Annotated in this window: 22 protein-coding genes; 15 read left to right on the forward strand and 7 right to left on the reverse strand. The window is 67.4% G+C overall.

Annotation, left to right across the window (positions count from 1 at the left end):
• The first annotated feature begins 20 nt into the window (after positions 1–20).
• From ACZYRS_RS22580 to ACZYRS_RS22605, 6 genes are all read left to right on the forward strand, one after another.
• Positions 21–1244, forward strand: a complete 1224-nt coding sequence (locus ACZYRS_RS22580) for an MFS transporter (RefSeq protein WP_463421056.1) — start codon at positions 21–23, stop codon at positions 1242–1244.
• Positions 1245–1261: 17 nt separating this feature from the next.
• Positions 1262–1402, forward strand: coding sequence for a hypothetical protein (locus ACZYRS_RS22585; RefSeq protein WP_463421057.1), 141 nt, complete (start codon positions 1262–1264; stop codon positions 1400–1402).
• A gap of 16 nt (positions 1403–1418) precedes the next feature.
• Entirely contained in the window at positions 1419–1988 is a 570-nt protein-coding gene (locus ACZYRS_RS22590) for a class I SAM-dependent methyltransferase (RefSeq protein WP_463421058.1), read from the forward strand.
• Between the two features lie 43 nt (positions 1989–2031).
• Positions 2032–2958: a 4-hydroxy-tetrahydrodipicolinate synthase gene (gene dapA, locus ACZYRS_RS22595; protein WP_443083382.1), complete on the forward strand. Its 927-nt coding sequence runs from the start codon at positions 2032–2034 to the stop codon at positions 2956–2958.
• Positions 2959–3100: 142 nt separating this feature from the next.
• A complete protein-coding gene (gene bamC, locus ACZYRS_RS22600; RefSeq protein WP_198789489.1) occupies positions 3101–4192 on the forward strand; it encodes an outer membrane protein assembly factor BamC in 1092 nt (363 codons plus the stop codon).
• Between the two features lie 5 nt (positions 4193–4197).
• Positions 4198–4974, forward strand: coding sequence for an MBL fold metallo-hydrolase (locus ACZYRS_RS22605; protein ID WP_198789488.1), 777 nt, complete (start codon positions 4198–4200; stop codon positions 4972–4974).
• A gap of 74 nt (positions 4975–5048) precedes the next feature.
• Here the strand turns inward: ACZYRS_RS22605 and ACZYRS_RS22610 are convergent, their stop codons facing one another.
• The 3 genes from ACZYRS_RS22610 to ACZYRS_RS22620 all read right to left on the reverse strand — a co-directional run bounded on the left by ACZYRS_RS22610 (position 5049) and on the right by ACZYRS_RS22620 (position 7045).
• Positions 5049–5315 carry a hypothetical protein gene (locus tag ACZYRS_RS22610; RefSeq protein ID WP_198789487.1) on the reverse strand — a complete coding sequence of 89 codons (267 nt, stop codon included), beginning with the start codon at positions 5313–5315 and terminating at the stop codon, positions 5049–5051.
• A gap of 94 nt (positions 5316–5409) precedes the next feature.
• The gene (locus ACZYRS_RS22615) at positions 5410–5913 is read right to left on the reverse strand and encodes a hypothetical protein (protein ID WP_463421059.1); all 504 of its coding nucleotides are present in this window, start codon (positions 5911–5913) and stop codon (positions 5410–5412) included.
• Entirely contained in the window at positions 5903–7045 is a 1143-nt protein-coding gene (locus ACZYRS_RS22620) for a JmjC domain-containing protein (protein WP_463421060.1), read from the reverse strand. Before ACZYRS_RS22620 ends, ACZYRS_RS22615 begins: the two co-directional genes overlap by 11 nt.
• 14 nt (positions 7046–7059) lie before the next feature.
• Between ACZYRS_RS22620 and ACZYRS_RS22625 the strand changes: the two genes are divergently transcribed.
• On the forward strand, positions 7060–7584 hold the full coding sequence (locus ACZYRS_RS22625) for an FKBP-type peptidyl-prolyl cis-trans isomerase (RefSeq protein ID WP_198789484.1): 525 nt from the start codon (positions 7060–7062) through the stop codon (positions 7582–7584).
• A 63-nt stretch (positions 7585–7647) separates the two neighbouring features.
• On the opposite strand, the gene ACZYRS_RS22630 is transcribed toward ACZYRS_RS22625, so the two are convergent.
• From ACZYRS_RS22630 to coaBC, 4 genes are all read right to left on the reverse strand, one after another.
• Complete coding sequence (locus tag ACZYRS_RS22630) at positions 7648–8148, reverse strand: glycine zipper 2TM domain-containing protein (RefSeq protein ID WP_198789483.1); 501 nt, start codon at positions 8146–8148, stop codon at positions 7648–7650.
• A 182-nt stretch (positions 8149–8330) separates the two neighbouring features.
• The gene (dut, locus tag ACZYRS_RS22635) at positions 8331–8777 is read right to left on the reverse strand and encodes a dUTP diphosphatase (protein ID WP_306877456.1); all 447 of its coding nucleotides are present in this window, start codon (positions 8775–8777) and stop codon (positions 8331–8333) included.
• Between the two features lie 4 nt (positions 8778–8781).
• Positions 8782–9225 (reverse strand): hypothetical protein, encoded by a 444-nt coding sequence (locus tag ACZYRS_RS22640; protein ID WP_198789481.1) that lies wholly within the window; start codon positions 9223–9225, stop codon positions 8782–8784.
• Positions 9225–10448, reverse strand: coding sequence for a bifunctional phosphopantothenoylcysteine decarboxylase/phosphopantothenate--cysteine ligase CoaBC (gene coaBC, locus ACZYRS_RS22645; RefSeq protein ID WP_463421061.1), 1224 nt, complete (start codon positions 10446–10448; stop codon positions 9225–9227). The genes ACZYRS_RS22640 and coaBC overlap by 1 nt, the downstream gene beginning before the upstream one ends.
• A 123-nt stretch (positions 10449–10571) precedes the next feature.
• Here coaBC and ACZYRS_RS22650 point away from each other — a divergent pair, with 123 nt between their 5' ends.
• The 8 genes from ACZYRS_RS22650 to ACZYRS_RS22685 all read left to right on the forward strand — a co-directional run bounded on the left by ACZYRS_RS22650 (position 10572) and on the right by ACZYRS_RS22685 (position 17421).
• The gene (locus ACZYRS_RS22650) at positions 10572–12251 is read left to right on the forward strand and encodes a CTP synthase (RefSeq protein WP_198789479.1); all 1680 of its coding nucleotides are present in this window, start codon (positions 10572–10574) and stop codon (positions 12249–12251) included.
• On the forward strand, positions 12248–13105 hold the full coding sequence (gene kdsA, locus ACZYRS_RS22655) for a 3-deoxy-8-phosphooctulonate synthase (protein WP_463421062.1): 858 nt from the start codon (positions 12248–12250) through the stop codon (positions 13103–13105). The genes ACZYRS_RS22650 and kdsA overlap by 4 nt, the downstream gene beginning before the upstream one ends.
• On the forward strand, positions 13102–13392 hold the full coding sequence (locus ACZYRS_RS22660) for a DUF1330 domain-containing protein (RefSeq protein ID WP_463421063.1): 291 nt from the start codon (positions 13102–13104) through the stop codon (positions 13390–13392). The genes kdsA and ACZYRS_RS22660 overlap by 4 nt, the downstream gene beginning before the upstream one ends.
• 26 nt (positions 13393–13418) lie before the next feature.
• Positions 13419–14702 (forward strand): phosphopyruvate hydratase, encoded by a 1284-nt coding sequence (gene eno, locus ACZYRS_RS22665; protein ID WP_198789476.1) that lies wholly within the window; start codon positions 13419–13421, stop codon positions 14700–14702.
• 98 nt (positions 14703–14800) lie between these two features.
• Positions 14801–15079 (forward strand): cell division protein FtsB, encoded by a 279-nt coding sequence (ftsB, locus tag ACZYRS_RS22670; RefSeq protein ID WP_198789475.1) that lies wholly within the window; start codon positions 14801–14803, stop codon positions 15077–15079.
• Between the two features lie 22 nt (positions 15080–15101).
• Entirely contained in the window at positions 15102–15722 is a 621-nt protein-coding gene (gene pnuC / locus ACZYRS_RS22675) for a nicotinamide riboside transporter PnuC (protein WP_463421064.1), read from the forward strand.
• On the forward strand, positions 15719–16399 hold the full coding sequence (locus ACZYRS_RS22680) for an AAA family ATPase (protein WP_463421065.1): 681 nt from the start codon (positions 15719–15721) through the stop codon (positions 16397–16399). Before pnuC ends, ACZYRS_RS22680 begins: the two co-directional genes overlap by 4 nt.
• 38 nt (positions 16400–16437) lie before the next feature.
• Positions 16438–17421, forward strand: coding sequence for a hypothetical protein (locus ACZYRS_RS22685; protein WP_463421066.1), 984 nt, complete (start codon positions 16438–16440; stop codon positions 17419–17421).
• Positions 17422–17429 lie beyond the last annotated feature (8 nt).

A 17429-nucleotide genomic window follows, 5' to 3' on the forward strand; every position in this document is an offset into this window, starting at 1 on the left:
AAGTGGCTACATTCGACGGCATGCAAGCTCCAACGCCCACCCTATCGATCAAGCAAGTGCTCTTTTGCGGCGCCATGATCGTCACGCTCTCGATGGGCATCCGCCACGGCTTCGGGCTCTGGCTGCAGCCGATCACGCAGGCGCAGGACTGGAGCCGACAGACCTTTTCCTTCGCGCTGGCGATCCAGAACCTCTCGTGGGGCATCTTCGGTGTGTTCGCGGGCATGCTGGCCGACCGGTTCGGCGCGTTCCGGGTGCTGATCGGCGGGGCGATCTTCTACGGGCTGGGGCTGCTGGGCATGGCGCATTCGCCGACGCCGCTGCTGTTCACCCTGAGCGCGGGCGTGCTGATCGGCGCGGCGCAGGCCGGCACCACCTACGCGGTGATCTACGGCGTGATCGGGCGGCAGATTCCGGCCGAGCGGCGCTCCTGGGCGATGGGCGTGGCAGCGGCGGCCGGCTCGTTCGGCCAGTTCCTGATGGCGCCCATCGAGGGGCGCCTGATCGGCCATCTGGGTTGGCAGACCGCGCTGGCGGTGCTCGCGGTGCTGGTGCTGGTGATCGTGCCGCTGGCCTTCGGCCTGCGCGAACCGCGGCGCGAGGCACTGGCCGGCCATCGTGAGCAGTCGGTGCTGCAGGCGGTGGGCGAAGCCTTCCGCTACCCGAGCTTCGGCCTCTTGATGGCGGGCTATTTCGTCTGCGGCTTCCAGCTGGCGTTCATCGGCATCCACATGCCGACGTACCTGCGCGACCGGAGCCTGTCGGCCGACGTGGCCGGCTATGCGCTGGCGCTGATCGGGCTCTTCAACGTGTTCGGCACCTACACGGTCGGGCTGCTGGGGCAGACGCTGGCCAAACGCAAGATCCTCGCGGTGATCTACTTCGCGCGGGCGGTGTCGATCGCGCTGTTCCTGATCGTGCCGATCTCGCCGGTCAGCGTGTACGTGTTCTCGGCGGCGATGGGCTTCCTCTGGCTCTCGACCGTGCCCGCGACCAACGCGATCGTGGCGGGCATCTTCGGGGTGGCGCACCTGTCGATGCTCAGCGGCTTCGTGTTCCTGAGCCACCAGGTCGGCTCGTTCCTGGGCGTGTGGCTGGGCGGCTACCTGTACGACACCACCGGGAGCTACGACATCGTCTGGTACATCGCGATCGCGCTGGGCGTGTTCGCGGCGCTGATCAACCTGCCGGTCAAGGAACACGCCATCGCCCGCGGGACCGGACCGGCGGCGGTGCCGGGCTGATTGCGGACAATCGGACCATGACCTCGCAGATGCGCCACCACCTCGCCCACGCCGGCTGGCTCGCGGCCGTGCTGGCGGCGCTGGGGGGCGTATTCATGCTCTATACCCCTCCGGAATTTCTCGTGACGCTGGTCGACCAGGTGTGGTCGTGCTTCTGAGGCGGGCCGATCTGCCATGAAAGATGCAGCGCCATCGCACGGAACGGGTGCGCCTTCGGAATGGATCGTGCGCTGGTCGCACCTGCTGGCCGCCGATGCGACCGTGCTCGACGTGGCCTGCGGCTCGGGCCGGCACATGCAGTGGTTTGCCGGGCGCGGGCACCCCGTGACGGGCGTCGACCGGTCGCCGGAAGCCATTGGGGCAGCAGGCGCCTTCGGCCGGACCGTCATGGCCGACATCGAATCCGGCCCCTGGCCTTTCTCGGGCCAGTCTTTCGGGGCAGTGGTCGTCACCAACTACCTGTGGCGCGCCCGCATGGCCGACATCGTGGCCGCCGTGGCCCCCGGCGGCGTGCTGCTCTACGAGACCTTCGCCACGGGCAACGAAACCGTGGGCAAGCCGTCGCGGGCCGACTTCCTGCTGCAGCCCGGCGAGCTGCTGGCCGCCTGCCGGGATCTGCGCGTGGTGGCCTACGAGGACGGGTTCCTGGCCGAACCGGCCCGCTTCGTGCAGCGTATTGCCGCCATCCGCCCGTCGGCCCCGGTGACCGGCCAGCCCCTGCGCGCCCTCCTGAAGGGAAACTGAGGGGACAGGGCCGGCTGTCTTGGCGGGGCCCGGAGTAAGTAGAATCGGCGCTTTCGTCCACCGACAAAGAGATTCCCCCTTGGAGCAACTGACAGGCAGCATCGTCGCGCTCGTCACGCCGATGCACGACGACGGCAGTGTCGACTACCCCGCCCTGCGGCGACTCATCGACTGGCACATCGACGAAGGCACCGACTGCCTCGGCGTGGTCGGCACCACCGGCGAATCGCCGACGGTCGACGTCGAAGAGCACTGCGAAATCATCCGCGTCTCGGTCGAGCAAGCCAAGGGCCGCGTGCCCGTGATGGCCGGCTGCGGCGCCAATTCGACGAAAGAAGCGATCGAGCTGGCCAAGTTCGCCAAGGGCGTGGGCGCCGATTCGCAGCTGCAGGTCGTGCCCTACTACAACAAGCCGACGCAAGAAGGCCAGTACCAGCACTTCAAGGCCATCGCCGAGGCCGTGGGCGACCTGCCCGTCGTGCTGTACAACGTGCCCGGCCGCACCGTCGCCGATATGGCGCACGACACCGTGCTGCGCCTGGCGCAAGTGCCCGGCATCATCGGCATCAAGGAAGCCACCGGCAACATCGAACGCGCCCAGTGGCTCATTCGCGACCTGCCCAAGAACTTTGCCGTCTATTCGGGCGACGACCCGACCGCCGTCGCGCTCATGCTGTGCGGCGGCCAGGGCAACATCAGCGTCACGGCCAACATCGCGCCGCGCAAGATGCACGAGCTGTGCGTGGCGGCGCTTGCCGGCGACGTGAAGCGCGCGATGCAGATCCAGTTCGAGCTCATGCCGCTGCACCGCAACCTGTTCGTCGAACCCAATCCGATTCCGCTCAAGTGGGCCATGGCCCGGCTGGGCCTCTGCGGTGGCACCCTGCGCCTGCCGCTCACCGAACTCGGTGAAGCCAGCCGTCCGGCGGTCGAGGGTGCGCTGCGCGCCACCGGCTTGCTCAAGGACTGAGCGCCCTCCCAGTACACGCCTCGCGATTTGATGTTTCCCTGGCCGCAACAAGGTTAAGCAACCTTTTGCCCGAACTGTGCTCAGAGATGGCGGGCACTGCGGCCCATAGATTGACCGAACCATTCCAACAAGGAAGACGACGTTGAAGAACCTTTCGCAACTTTCGCGATATGCACTGCTGGCCACCCTGGTTGCCAGCCTCGCCGCCTGCTCCGTGCTCGAGAGCGACAAGATCGACTACAAGAGCGCCGGCAAGGCCCCGACGCTCGAAGTCCCGCCCGACCTGTCGCAGCTCTCGCGCGACAACCGCTACGCAGTGCCCGGCGGCGCAGTCACCGCCAACGCATACCAGGCCGGCGTCGCGAACGCACCGGGTGTTCCCACCGCCGTCTCCAACATCGGCGACGTGCGCATGGAGCGCGCAGGCACGCAGCGCTGGATCGTCGTCAATCGCACGCCCGACCAGCTCTGGGACCCGGTGAAGGACTTCTGGCAGGAAAGCGGGTTCCTCTTGACCACCGAGCAGCGCAACCTGGGCATCATGGAAACCGACTGGGCCGAGAACCGCGCCAAGCTGCCGCAGGACATCATCCGCGGCACGCTGGGCAAGCTGGTCGACTCGGTCTACTCGACCGGCGAACTCGACCGCTTCCGCACCCGCATCGAACGCACGACGAACGGCACCGAGATCTTCATCAGCCACCGCGGCATGCAGGAGGTCTACAACAACTCGCGCCAGGACCAGACCGTGTGGCAGCCGCGCCCGAGCGACCCTGAACTGGAAACCGAATTCCTGCGCCGCCTGATGGTCAAGCTGGGCGTCTCGCAAGAGCAGTCGAAGATCCTGGCCGCCACCTCGGCACCGGCGAAGACCGCCACCATCGCCAGCGTGGGCAACCAGCCCGTGGTGCAGATCAGCGAAGGGTTCGACCGCGCATGGCGCCGCGTTGGCCTCGCCCTCGACCGCACCGGCTTCACCGTGGAAGACCGCGACCGCAGCGCCGGCATCTACTTCGTGCGCTACGTGACGCCGAACCCCGACAAGAAGGAAGAAGGCTTCTTCGGCAAGCTGTTCAGCAGCTCGTCCAAGGACGAAAAGCCGATCAAGTTCCGCATCCTCGTGAAGAGCCAGGGCGAATCGACCACCGTCTCGGTGCTCAATGAAGCCGGCGCGCCCGAAAGCTCGGCCAACGCGCAGCGCATCGTCAAGGTCATCGCCGACGACCTGAAGTAACCCGCATGCTCCGCTTCCGAAGCCTCGGCAGCGGCAGCACGGGCAATGCCGCGCTGGTCGAAGCGACCAGCGGCGGCCGCACCTCCAGGCTCCTGGTCGACTGCGGCTTCGGCATCCGGCAGCTCGACCAGCGGCTGGCCCTGGCGGGCCTCGCCGCCGCCGACATCGACGCGATCTTCATCACCCACGAGCACGGCGACCACATCGGCTGCGCCCACACGCTCTCGCGGCGCAACCGCATTCCCGTCTGGATGAGCGAAGGCACCTGGCTCGCCACGGGCGGACGTGATTTCGAAGGCCGGCTGAACCTGGCGCGCGACGATGCGGAATTCGCGGTCGGCGACATCGGCGTGCAGCCCTTCACCGTGCCGCACGATGCGCGCGAGCCGCTGCAGCTGCGCTGCACCGACGGTGCGCGCACGCTCGGCGTGCTGACCGATCTCGGGCACGCCACCGCGCACGTCCTGAACCGCCTGGCTGGCGTGCATGCGCTGCTGCTCGAGTTCAATCACGACAGCGACCTCCTGGCCGGCTCGGCCTATCCGCCCTTCCTCAAGCTGCGCGTGGGGGGCAACTACGGGCATCTGTCGAATTCAGCGGCAGCCGACATCGCGCGCGCAATTCGTCATGAGGGCCTGCGCCACGTGGTTGCGGCGCACCTGAGCGAGCAGAACAACCGGCCCGACATCGTGCGGCGCCTGATGGCCGAGGCGCTGGGCGGACATGAGGCGGAAATGCTTACCGCCACCGCCGCCGAGGGCTCGCCCTGGCTGGATGTCTGACCGCCAGCTGACCTGTCAAAGATCCAAGTAGAAAAGCCGCCCTGGGGCGGCTTTCTGCTGTGTGAAGACCCGGCTTATTGCTTGGGTGCTTCGTTCTTCTTCGCGGCTTCCGTCGCTGCGTTCGCGTTGTCCAGGGCCGACGAAGCGCCAGGCGACGGCGCGCTTGCGGCCGGATCTGCGGAAGGTGCCGGCGCGGCTGCGGGGGGCGGTGCCGCGGGCTCGGTCACGGGCGCGGGCGGCGGGGTCACGACTGCCGGTGCGGCGTCTTCTTTCTTGCCGCAGGCAACGAGTGCGGCAGCGGCGATCAACGAGGCAATCAGGACGGACGACGACTTCTTCATGAGAACTCCTTTGGCAAAGAATGTCTGGAACGAAAAAATTCTAGACCCGCATCTCCGCCTGAATGTGTCTCGCGGCCGCATTCGCGGCATTGGCTTACAAGCCGAGTGTCGATGCCGGAAATGCCGGCCGCGCGAGGCGCCAGCTCTCGTCGATGGCCTCGCGCAATTCGCGGCGGGCGCGCGGATCTGCGCCGCAGACGCCGCGGCTGCGCTCGGGGTCGATGCGGTGCGCAAACCACGCGGGCGTCCAGATCGCGCTGGGCACCTCGGCGCCTGGCGCCTTGCCGGTGGCACGGCATTCGATGATGTGGTCCCACATGCGGCGCCACGGCACGAAGCGCGCGTGGCCGCGCTCGATCACGTCGAAGCGCTGCGCCAGCAGCACGAAGCGCCGGCCGCTGGCCGACCAGGCCTGCAGCGCTTCGATGCTGGCGCGCTCGCCCAGGGGCCAGTCGGCGAAATCGGGATCGCTGAAGACGATCTCCTTCCAACCCTCGCGCGCCGCGGCCGACAGTGCATTGCGCACGATCTCGCCGAACGCCTCGCGGCCGTCGAAGCGGCCTTCCAGCAGCAGCGGCGAAGTGTCGTCAGCCGGCATGGACCCAGCCCGCCTCGCACCACTCGCCCAGCAGCGCCAGTGCGCCTTCGCTGGCCCGCGCCAGTTCGCGCGCGCCGAGCGCGCGCTGGTCGGCCAGTTTTCGCATCAGCGTCGCATCGGCACCGCCTGCGCGGAAGCTCTCGCCGTTGATGTAGATGTGGCGCGTGTCGTAGAGCATGCGCGTGCGGCGGTCGAGCGCCACGTGCTGCATCGCGCCGGGCATGTTGCCGCCTTCGTCGAACCAGATGTTCGCCTTGGGCTCGGTCAGCGATTCACCGAGGGCGCGGTCGATGGCGTCCGGATCGCGCAGCGCGGCCTCGACGGCCTTGCGCGCGAAGTCCTGCAATGCGGCGGGCATCGCGGCCGGCGCGTCGACCGCGGGCTGCGCCGGGTCGCGGTAGCGGGCCAGTTCCGCGGGGCCGGCGTCCTCGAGGTCTTCCGAATAGGCCTGCGCCATGCGCGCGAGCAGATCGGCGCCGAGCTCGCCCAGGGCGGATGAGCGCAAGCCGATGGAAAAGGTCATGCAGTCGTCGCCCACCGCGACGCCTTCATGCGCGTACTTCGGCGGCAGGTAGAGCATGTCGCCGGGCTCGAGCACGAAGGTTTCTTCGGGCTCGAAGTTCTCGAGGATCTTGAGCGGCACATCCGGCTGCAGGCTGAGGTCACCCTGCTTGCCGATCGACCAGCGGCGCCGGCCCTGCGCCTGCAGCAGGAACACGTCGTAGCTGTCGAAATGCGCGCCGACGCCGCCGGTGTCGCTCGCGTAGCTGATCATGAGGTCGTCCAGGCGCGCGTCGGGCAGAAAGCGGAACTGCCGCAGCAGGTCGTGCACGCCCTCGTGGTGCAGGTCGACACCCTGCACCAGCAGCGTCCAGGCGGGTTGCTTCAGGGGCGGCAGGGCACGCCTTGGCAGCGGGCCGTGCTTGAGCGACCAGCCGGCCTTGCCGTGGCGGATGAGGCGCGATTCGACCTCTTCACGCTCGGCCAGCGCAAACAAGGCGCTGCGGTCGATCGGTGGCACCATGGCGGGAATGGCCTGGCGGACCAGCAGCGGCTTTTTCTGCCAGTACCGCCGCATGAACTGCGCGGCGCTCAGGCCGCCGAGCAACGGCAGCGGTTGTGTAATCTCCATGGGAGAATTCTGCAATGGAAATCTCTGAACAATGCGTGGTCGGTTTGACCTGGACGATGAAAGACACGCTCGGCGACGTGCTGGACGTGCTCGACGAGCCGGTCGAATTCATGGTGGGCGGCGACGATCTCTTCGACGTCATCGAGGCGGCCTTGCAGGGCCACGAGCCCGGAGCCCGTGTGCAACTGCAGGTCGAGCCCGAACAGGGCTTCGGCGACTTCAACGACCAGCTGCTCTTCCTGGAGCCGCGCTCGCTGTTTCCCGAGGGCACGGAAGAAGGCATGACCTTCGACGGCTCGGCGCTGCCCAAGGGTGTGAGCGACGCCATCCCCAAGGATGCGATCTACACCGTGGCCGAGGTCTATCCCGACCACCTGGTGCTCGACGGCAACCATCCGCTGGCCGGCATCGCGATCCGCCTGGACATCACCGTGCGCTCGGTGCGCGAGGCGACGGAAGAAGAAGTCGGCCGCGGCACGGCCGGTACGGCCTTCTTCAAGGTGCCGCCGATGGCCCCGGGCAACCAGATGCTGCACTGAGGACTGCAGACGTCAAAAAGCCGGGCGGTGCCCGGCTTTTTTGCTTGTGCCCGCAGGGGCAGCCTACATGCGCGAAATCTGGCCGTTGTCGATGCGCACGCGGTCGCCGATGCGCAGGTCGCCCGGGCTTTGCACGTCAAAGGCCCGGAAACCGCCGCGGTCGGTCTGCACCGACACGCGATAGCTTTCGTAGGCACGCGGCCCGTTCTGCTGCGCTTCGATGGTGTTGCCCAGCAGGGCACCGCCCACGATGCCCAGCGCGGTGGCCGCCGCGCGGCCGTTGCCGCGCCCGAACTGGTTGCCGACCACGCCGCCGATGACGCCACCTGCGACAGCACCGCCGCCGGAGGTGCCGGTGCCGGCCGTTTCGCTGCGCAGCACCTCGATGTTGGCCACGTGGCCGTACTCGACATAGGCGGCCTCGCGGTACTGGATGGCCTGCGGCGGTGCCTGGTACGGGTAGCGCGAGGTCTGGTAAATCGGCGCCGGTGCAACGCAGGCAGTGAGCGTGGCCAGGGCCAGCACGGAGGCGGTGACGGATACGAAGCGCATTGAGATCTTCATGTTGAGAGGCTCCTCGAATAAAACTGCGCGAGAAAAGTGCGCTGCCTGTGAATAACGCCACAGCTTTCGCCGCGATGACGCAAGACACATGCTGAAACTTTCGAGAACGCCATGTCAGCCGGGTTCCGCTCTTTACCCCTCGCTTACCTCGCGGTTACTCAGGTTCGCTTCAGCTTGGGCGCTCAGTGCTTGCCCGTGGAGCCGTAGCCGCCCTCGCCGCGCTGCGAGGCCTCGAACTCCGTGACCACCCGGAACTGGGCCTGCACGACCGGCACGATCACCAGTTGGGCGAGGCGCTCCATCGGCTGCAGCACGAAGGGCGTGTCGCTGCGGTTCCAGGCGCTGATCTTGAGCTCGCCCTGGTAATCGCTGTCGATCAGGCCGACCAGGTTGCCCAGCACGATGCCATGCTTGTGGCCCAGGCCCGAGCGCGGCAGGATCAACGCCGCGAACGCCGGGTCCGCCAAGTGGATCGCGATGCCGGTGCCCACCAGCTGCCAGCCATTGGGCTCCAGCGTGATCGGGGCGTCGAGGCAGGCCCGCAGGTCGAGGCCGGCGCTTCCGGGGGTGGCATACGCGGGCAATTGATCCACCATGCGCGGATCGAGGATACGAACGTCGACTTTCACTTGTTTACTTGCCTTGCTTTTGTTGCTGTTCTCTTTGCCTGCGGGCGGCCTCTTCGAGCACCTGCTGCCACTTGGCCACGCCCGGCGTCAGCTTCAGCCCCTTGAAGAAACTCTTGCCGAGCCAGAGCGCCGCGCCGACCGCCAGGACCAGCACGAAGAACGGCACGCCGGCCGCCCAGAGCACCAGGAACAGCAGCGCACCCACGCCGCCGAACACCTTGAGCATGGTGGGCCCGATCAGGGGCTTGGCCCCTTCGCCGTTCGACGACTCGCGCCGCTGGGCGGCCGTGGCCGCGGTGCCTTGGGCGCCGGGGCCTGGCGTCATGCCGACGTCCAGTCCGTGCTCGCCCGATTGCGCCACGCGCCCCGGCTGCGCGGCCCGTGCCGAGAGCTGCTCCACGTAGCGGGCAAAGTCGCCATTGGGCGGTGTGTTCGATTCGGTGTTCATCAGACGCTCCAGTCGGGAAGTCGCGCGGCGATCTCGGTCATCAGTTCACGCGCCAGCGTGAGCTTGGATGCGCGGGGAAGCTCGCGCACGCCCTGGGCGTCCACGAGCAGCAGTGCGTTGTCGTCCTGACCGAAGGTCAGCGGTCCGATGTTGCCGACCAGGAGCGGAATGCCCTTGCGCTCGCGCTTGGCCTTGGCGTGCTCGACGAGGTTCTCGCTCTCGGCCGCGAAGCCGACGCAGAACAGCTTCTTCGCCTGCGCCCGCTCGCTCTTGGCAACGGTGAGCAGGATGTCGGCGTTCTCGACGAAATCGAGCACCGGCGTCTTGCCGCTGCCGTCCTTCTTGATCTTCTGGTCGCTGTGCGTGGCCGGGCGCCAGTCGGCGACGGCGGCCGTCGCTACAAAAATGCTAGCGCTCTGCGCCGCACGGACGGTCGCCTCGAGCATGTCCTGTGCGGACAGCACATCGACGCGGGTCACGCCGCGCGGGGTGGCCAGGTGCACCGGGCCGGCCACCAGCGTGACCTCGGCGCCGGCTTCGCGCGCCGCCCGTGCGATGGCAAAGCCCATCTTCCCGGACGAGTGGTTGGTGATGCCGCGAATCGGATCGAGCGCCTCGAAGGTCGGCCCCGCGGTGACCAGCACCTTCTGCCCTGCCAGCAGCTTGGGCTGGAAGAAGGCGGTGATGTCCTCGAGCAGCTGCGCCGGCTCGAGCATGCGCCCGTCGCCGGTCTCGCCGCAGGCCTGCCAGCCGCTGCCCACGCCCAGCACGGTCGCGCCATCGGCCGAGACCTGCATCAGGTTGCGCTGGGTGGCCGGGTGGGCCCACATCTCGCGGTTCATGGCCGGGGCGATCAGGAGGGGAATGCGGTCCATGGGACGCGCGAGGCACATGAGGCTCAGCAGGTCGTCGGAGCGGCCCTGCACCAGCCGCGCGATGAAGTCGGCACTGCACGGCGCCAGCACGATCGCATCGGCCTCGCGGCTGAGGTTGATGTGCGGCATGTTGTTGGGCTCGCGCGTGTCCCACTGCGAGGTGTAGACGGTGCGGCCCGACAGCGCCTGCATCGTCACCGGCGTGATGAACTGCTCGGCCGCCTCGGTCATCACGACCTGGACCGTGGCGCCCGCCTTCACGAACAGCCGGCACAGCTCGGCCGACTTGTAGCAGGCGATGCCGCCCGTGAGGCCCAGGACGATGTGTTTTCCGGCGAGATCTTGCATGGGCCGTATTGTTGCTCATGGGCCGTCGAACCAATGCGAACAAGCCTATGGCGGCCGGTGTCGCAAAGGGCACACCTATAATCGGAATTTCCCACTGCCCGGATTGCAAAGTCCGGAACTGGCATGACCAAATTTGTCTTCGTCACCGGTGGTGTCGTATCTTCCCTTGGCAAGGGAATCGCCTCCGCCTCGCTCGCCGCGATCCTCGAATCGCGCGGCCTCCAAGTCACCCTCATCAAACTCGATCCGTACATCAATGTCGACCCCGGCACGATGTCGCCCTTCCAGCACGGCGAGGTGTTCGTCACCGATGACGGCGCGGAAACCGACCTCGACCTCGGCCACTACGAGCGCTTCATCAACACGCGCATGCGCAAGGCCAACAACTTCACGACCGGCCAGATCTACAAGACCGTGCTCGAGAAGGAACGCCGCGGCGACTACCTGGGCAAGACGGTGCAGGTGATCCCGCACATCACCAACGAGATCCAGGAATACATCAAGCGCGGCGCCGGCATCGGCACCTCGCACGAGGTCGACGTGGCCATCGTCGAGATCGGCGGCACCGTGGGCGACATCGAATCGCTGCCCTTCCTGGAGGCCGTGCGCCAGATGAGCCTGCGCAACGGCCCGAACAATTCGGCCTTCGTGCACCTCTCCTACGTGCCCTGGATCGCCGCCGCCGGCGAGCTCAAGACCAAGCCCACCCAGCACACCGCCAAGGAACTGCGCGCCATCGGCATCCAGGCCGATGTGCTCCTGTGCCGCGCCGACCGCCCGATTCCCGACGACGAGCGCGCGAAGATCTCGCTCTTCTCCAACGTGCCCGAATGGGGCGTCATCTCGATGTGGGACGTGGACACCATCTACAAGGTGCCCCGCATGCTGCACGAGCAGGGCCTGGATGGCCTCATCTGCGACAAGCTGCGCATCAACACCCCGCCCGCCAAGCTGCAGCGCTGGGACGACCTGGTCTACGAAGTCGAGCATCCGCAGCAGGAAGTCTCGATCGCCATGGTCGGCAAGTACGTGGACCTCTCGGACAGCTACAAGTCGCTCAACGAGGCGCTGCGCCACGCCGGCATGAAGAACCATGCGCGCGTGAAGATCGACTACATCGACTCGGAAACCATCTCCGCGCAGGACGTCTCGCGCCTGGCGAAGTACGACGCCATCCTCGTGCCCGGCGGCTTCGGCCAGCGCGGCGTGGAGGGCAAGATCTCCGCCGCCCGCTTCGCCCGCGAAGGCAAGGTGCCCTACCTGGGCATCTGCCTCGGGATGCAGGTGGCCACCATCGAATATGCGCGCCACGTGGCGGGCCTGAAGAACGCCAACAGCACCGAGTTCGACCCCGAGACGCCCACCCCCGTGATCGCGCTGATCACCGAGTGGAAGGACAGCGACGGCACCGTGAAGACGCGCGACGCGAAGTCCGACCTCGGCGGCACCATGCGCCTGGGCGCGCAGAGCTCCGACGTCTCGCCCGGAACGCTGGCCCACAGCATCTACGGCGACGTGGTCACCGAGCGCCACCGCCACCGCTACGAAGCCAACGTCAACTACCTCGATGAGCTGCGCGCCGCCGGCCTCGTGATCTCGGCGCTCACGCAGCGCGAGCACCTGACCGAAATCGTCGAGCTGCCGCAGGACGTGCACCCCTGGTTCATGGGCGTGCAGTTCCACCCCGAGTTCAAGTCGACGCCGTGGGGCGGCCACCCGCTCTTCAACGCGTTCATCAAGGCGGCGCTGGATCACAAGGCCCAGAGCGCGGGCGGCGCGAAAAGCCTGAAGGCCGTGGCATGAAACTCTGCGGATTCGACATTGGCCTGGACCAGCCCTTCTTCCTGATCGCAGGCCCCTGCGTGGTCGAATCCGAACAGCTGCAGATGGACACCGCCGGCACGCTGAAGGAAATCACCTCGGCGCTGGGTATTCCGTTCATCTTCAAGAGCAGCTTCGACAAGGCCAACCGCTCCTCGGGCACGAGCTTTCGCGGCCCGGGCCGCGACAAGGGCCTGGAGATCCTGGCCAAGGTCAAGCGCGAACTCGGCCTGCCGGTGCTCACCGACGTGCACACCACCGAAGACATCGCCGAGGCCGCCAAGGTGGTCGACGTGCTGCAGACGCCCGCGTTCCTCTGCCGCCAGACCGACTTCATCCACGCCGCGGCGCAGTCGGGCAAGCCGGTCAACATCAAGAAGGGCCAGTTCCTCGCGCCGCACGACATGAAGAACGTGATCGACAAGGCGCGCGCGGCGGCCAAGGAAGCGGGCCTGGACGAAGACAGCTTCATGGCGTGCGAGCGCGGCGCGAGCTTCGGCTACAACAACCTCGTCTCGGACATGCGCTCGCTCGCGATCATGCGCGAGACGAAGGCGCCCGTGGTGTTCGACGCCACCCACTCGGTGCAGCTGCCCGGCGGCCAGGGCACGACCTCGGGCGGCCAGCGCGAGATGGTGCCCGTGCTCTCGCGCGCGGCCGTGGCCGTGGGCGTGGCGGGTCTCTTCATGGAGACGCACCCCGATCCGGCCAAGGCCCTGAGCGACGGCCCCAACGCCGTGCCGCTCAAGCACATGAAGGCCCTGCTCGAGACGCTCCTGGCGCTCGACCGGGTCACCAAGAAAAACGCTTTCCTCGAGGACATCTTTCAGCAATGAGCAGCGCCTACATCATCGCCAACATCGAAGTGACCAACCCCGCGCAGTACGAGGACTACAAGAAGTGGTCCACCGAAGCCATGAAGGCGCACGGCGCCGAGGTGTGCGTGCGCGGCGGCAAGATCGAAGTGCTCGAAGGCGACTGGGAACCCCAGCGCATCGTTGTCCTCAAGTTCCCGAGCGTGGAAGCCGCCAAAAAATTCAATGAATCGCCCGAATACGGCAAGGCGCGCGCCTCGCGCCAGGGCGCCGCGATCATGCGCATGATCGTTGTCGAAGGTCTGTGATCCGTTTTATTTGAGAAAGACAAAAGATGAGTGCAATCGTTGACATCGTCGGCCGCGAAATTCTCGACAGCCGAGGCAACCCCACCGTCGAGTGCGACGTGCTGCTCGAGTCGGGCACCATGGGCCGCGCGGCCGTGCCCTCGGGCGCATCGACCGGTTCGCGCGAAGCCATCGAGCTGCGCGACGGCGACAAGAGCCGCTATCTGGGCAAGGGCGTGCTCAAGGCGGTAGAGAACATCAACACCGAGATCTCCGAAGCCGTGCTCGGCCTGGACGCCAGCGAACAGGCCTTCCTCGATCGCACGATGATCGACCTGGACGGCACCGACAACAAGGCCCGCCTGGGCGCCAACGCCACCCTGGCCGTCTCGATGGCCGTGGCCCGCGCCGCGGCCGAAGAGTCGGGCCTGCCGCTGTACCGCTACTTCGGCGGCATGGGCGGCATGCAACTGCCGGTGCCGATGATGAACGTCATCAACGGCGGCGCGCACGCCAACAACAGCCTGGACCTGCAGGAATTCATGATCATCCCCGTGGGCGCCAAGAGCTTCCGCGAGGCCGTGCGCTACGGCGCCGAAGTGTTCCATGCCCTGAAGAAGATCCTGGGAGACCGCGGCATCAGCACGGCGGTGGGCGACGAAGGCGGCTTCGCTCCCAGCGTCGAGAGCCATGAAGCAGCCATCCAGCTGATCCTGGAAGCGATCGACAAGGCCGGCTACACCGCGGGCGAGCAGATCGCCCTGGGCCTGGACTGCGCGGCGAGCGAGTTCTACAAGGACGGCAACTACGTGCTGTCGGGCGAGAACCTCACGCTGTCGGCCGGCAACTGGGCCGACATGCTGGCCACCTGGGTCGACAAGTACCCGATCATCAGCATCGAGGACGGCATGCACGAAGGCGACTGGGACGGCTGGAAGCTGCTCACCGACCGCCTGGGCAAGCGCGTGCAGCTGGTGGGCGACGACCTGTTCGTCACCAACACCAAGATCCTGCAAGAGGGCATCGACAAGGGCATCGCCAACTCGATCCTGATCAAGATCAACCAGATCGGCACGCTCACCGAGACCTTCGCCGCCATCGAGATGGCCAAGCGCGCGGGCTACACCGCCGTCATTTCGCACCGCTCGGGCGAAACCGAGGACAGCACCATCGCCGACATCGCCGTGGGCACCAACGCCGGCCAGATCAAGACCGGCTCGCTCTCGCGTTCGGACCGCATCGCCAAGTACAACCAGCTGCTGCGCATCGAAGAAGACCTCGGCGACATCGCCAGCTACCCGGGCCGCGGCGCGTTCTACAACCTCAAGTGATGCCAGCCACCCGGCTCGCCAGGCCGCGCACTTCGCCGCTCCTTCCGGAACGGCAGCGCGGCGGCTTCGGCGTGCGGGTGGCGTAGAGACAGACGCCCATGCGCGCGCGCTTCGTTCCCCCCATCGTCCTGCTGCTGCTGCTGGCCGTTCTTCAATGGCAGTTGTGGAACGGGCGCGGCAGCGTGCGCGACGTCACGCAACTGCAGACCAAGCTGACCGACCAGAAGGAAGCGAACGCCAAGGCCACGATCACCAACGAGCGCCTGGCCTCCGAGGTCAACGACCTCAAGGACGGGCTCGAAATGGTCGAAGAACGCGCCCGCGCGGAACTCGGCATGGTCAAGCCGAACGAAGTGTTCGTGCAGATCGCGCACTGACCTTCCACCATCCCGCCCGCTGATGTCCGAGCTTCTCTCGGCCCCCGCTTTTGCGCTCTGGGGCTCTCCTGTCAGCTGGCTCGAACTGGTGGCCGCCGTCCTCGCGCTCGCGATGGTCGGCTGCAACATGCGCGAGATCCATTGGGGCTGGCCGCTGGCCATCGCCAGTTCGCTGCTCTACGTCGTGGTCTTCGCCAAGGCGCGCATCTACGGCGATGCGTCGCTGCAGGTGTTCTTCGCCTTCGTGGCGCTCTGGGGCTGGTCCCAGTGGCTGCGCGGCCATCGCAGCGATGGCAGCGCGCTGCACGTGAGCCGGCTCTCGCAGCGCGGCATCACGCTCACCATTGCGGCTTGCGCCATTGCGTGGCCCGCGATCGCCCTCTTCCTTCACCGTTTCACCGACACCGACGTGCCGTGGTGGGACGGTTTCTCCACGGGCCTGAGCCTCGTCGGCCAGTTCCTGCTCGGGCGCAAGTTCATCGAGAACTGGCTCGTCTGGCTGGCCGTGAACGTCGTGAGCGTGGGCCTGTTCATCCACAAGGGCCTGTGGCTCACCGTCGGCCTGTACGCGGTGTTCGCGGTGCTCAGCGTGGCCGGCTACCTGGCGTGGCGCCAGCGCCTGCCCGCGGCGGAGCGCGCATGACACCGGTGCTGCCCAGCGGCTGCGTCATCGCCGTGCTCGGCGCCGAGAGCACGGGCAAGACCGAGCTGGCGCGCGCCATCGCGCAGCGCCTGCAGGAGCGCGGCATTCCGGCGACGCTGGTGGACGAGTACCTGCGCGAATGGTGCGACCGCGAAGGCCGCACGCCGCGCCCCGAGGAGCAACAGGCCATCGCCGACGAACAGACGCGCCGCATCGACGCCGCCGCCGCGGCAGGCGTGGTGATCGCCGACACCACCGCGCTCATGACCGCGGTCTACAGCGAGCAGCTCTTCGACGACCGTTCGCTCTACGCCGATGCCCTCGCGGCCCAGCGGCGCTGCGCCATCACGCTGCTCACCGCGCTCGACATCCCCTGGGTCGGCGACCACCTGCGCGACGGCCCCCATGCGCGCCAGCCGACCGACACGCTCGTGCGCGCCGCGCTGACGGGCGCGAAGCTCTCGTTCACCGTCGTGCACGGCACCGGCGGCGAGCGCCTGGCCAACGCATGGAACGCCATCAACTCGATCGCCAGCGGCGAAGACCGCGAACGCCGCACACGCGCGCGCGGCAAGGCCGACGCAAAGCCCGCCGCGTGGACATGGCCTTGCGAGAAATGCTCCGACCCGGAATGCGAACATCGCCTTTTCACAGACCTGATCGGGCGGCGCGAATAAGCAAGCCGCCGTTCTTCACGGAGATTCACGGAGACCTGATGCCCCTGCACTTAACCCCGCGCACCGCCTCCCTCCTGCCCCTCTTGCCTCTCTTCGTCGCCGCGCTGCTGTCGGCTGGCCCGGCCCTCGCGGCCCCCGTCGCCGCCACCGTCGAGAACGGCACCACGACCACCGCCTGCGCCGAGGAGGACAACGTCTCCATGGTGCTGCGCGGCGAGGGCATCCGCCACCTGCGCATCGAGGCGCTGCAGCCCGACTACCTCGACAAGATCGGCAACGACGTCACCGCGCCCGATTTTTCGGGCTGCAATTTCGACGGCGGCGCGCACCCCACCGACCCGGCACACCGCTTCAAGAAGCGCACGGTGGTGCTGCTGGACAACGCCGATTGGCGCATCGTCGGCATGACGCTGCCGACCTTCTGGCGGCCGCAGCGCGTGCCGGTGCAGGTGGGTGCGCGCAGCGACCGCGGCTTTCACCTGCTGCAGGTGTTCAAGAAGGAAAACGGCAAGGCGCTCGAGGCCATCGTGCTGTACCCCTCCGACGGCTACTGGCGCCTGAAGCCGCTGCCCGAGGCGCGCTTCGGCGATGGTGTGTACGGCTCGTCGTTCCTGCTCGGCCCGGTCGAGCAGGCCGGGCGGCCGGTGGTGAACATCGCGTCGATCCGCGTGGTGCCCAAGCCGCTCGCGATCCACCTGCGCTTCACGAACGGCGGCAGCGCCGTCGCGCGCGTGGACGAAATCAGCCGCAAGCGCACGGCGCTGGACGTCACCCTGTCCAAGCCCACCGCGAGCGCGCAACCGTTCGCGGTGCTGCGCTCGATGTACGTCGCGGCCGACAACGCCGACATGAGCGAAGTGCGCTGGCAGGCATCGCCGGAGGCCACACCGCAAGCCATGCCCTTGCCCGAGGTGAAGTCGCTCGACGCCACGCAGGTGCGCTTCGGCCGCAGCCTGCCCTCGAAGCACAACACAAGCGCGCCCGACATCGAATTCAGCGGCTTCGACGACGAAGCCCGCTAGGCGCGGCG

It is taken from the genome of Variovorax sp. AC194, assembly GCF_979257995.1.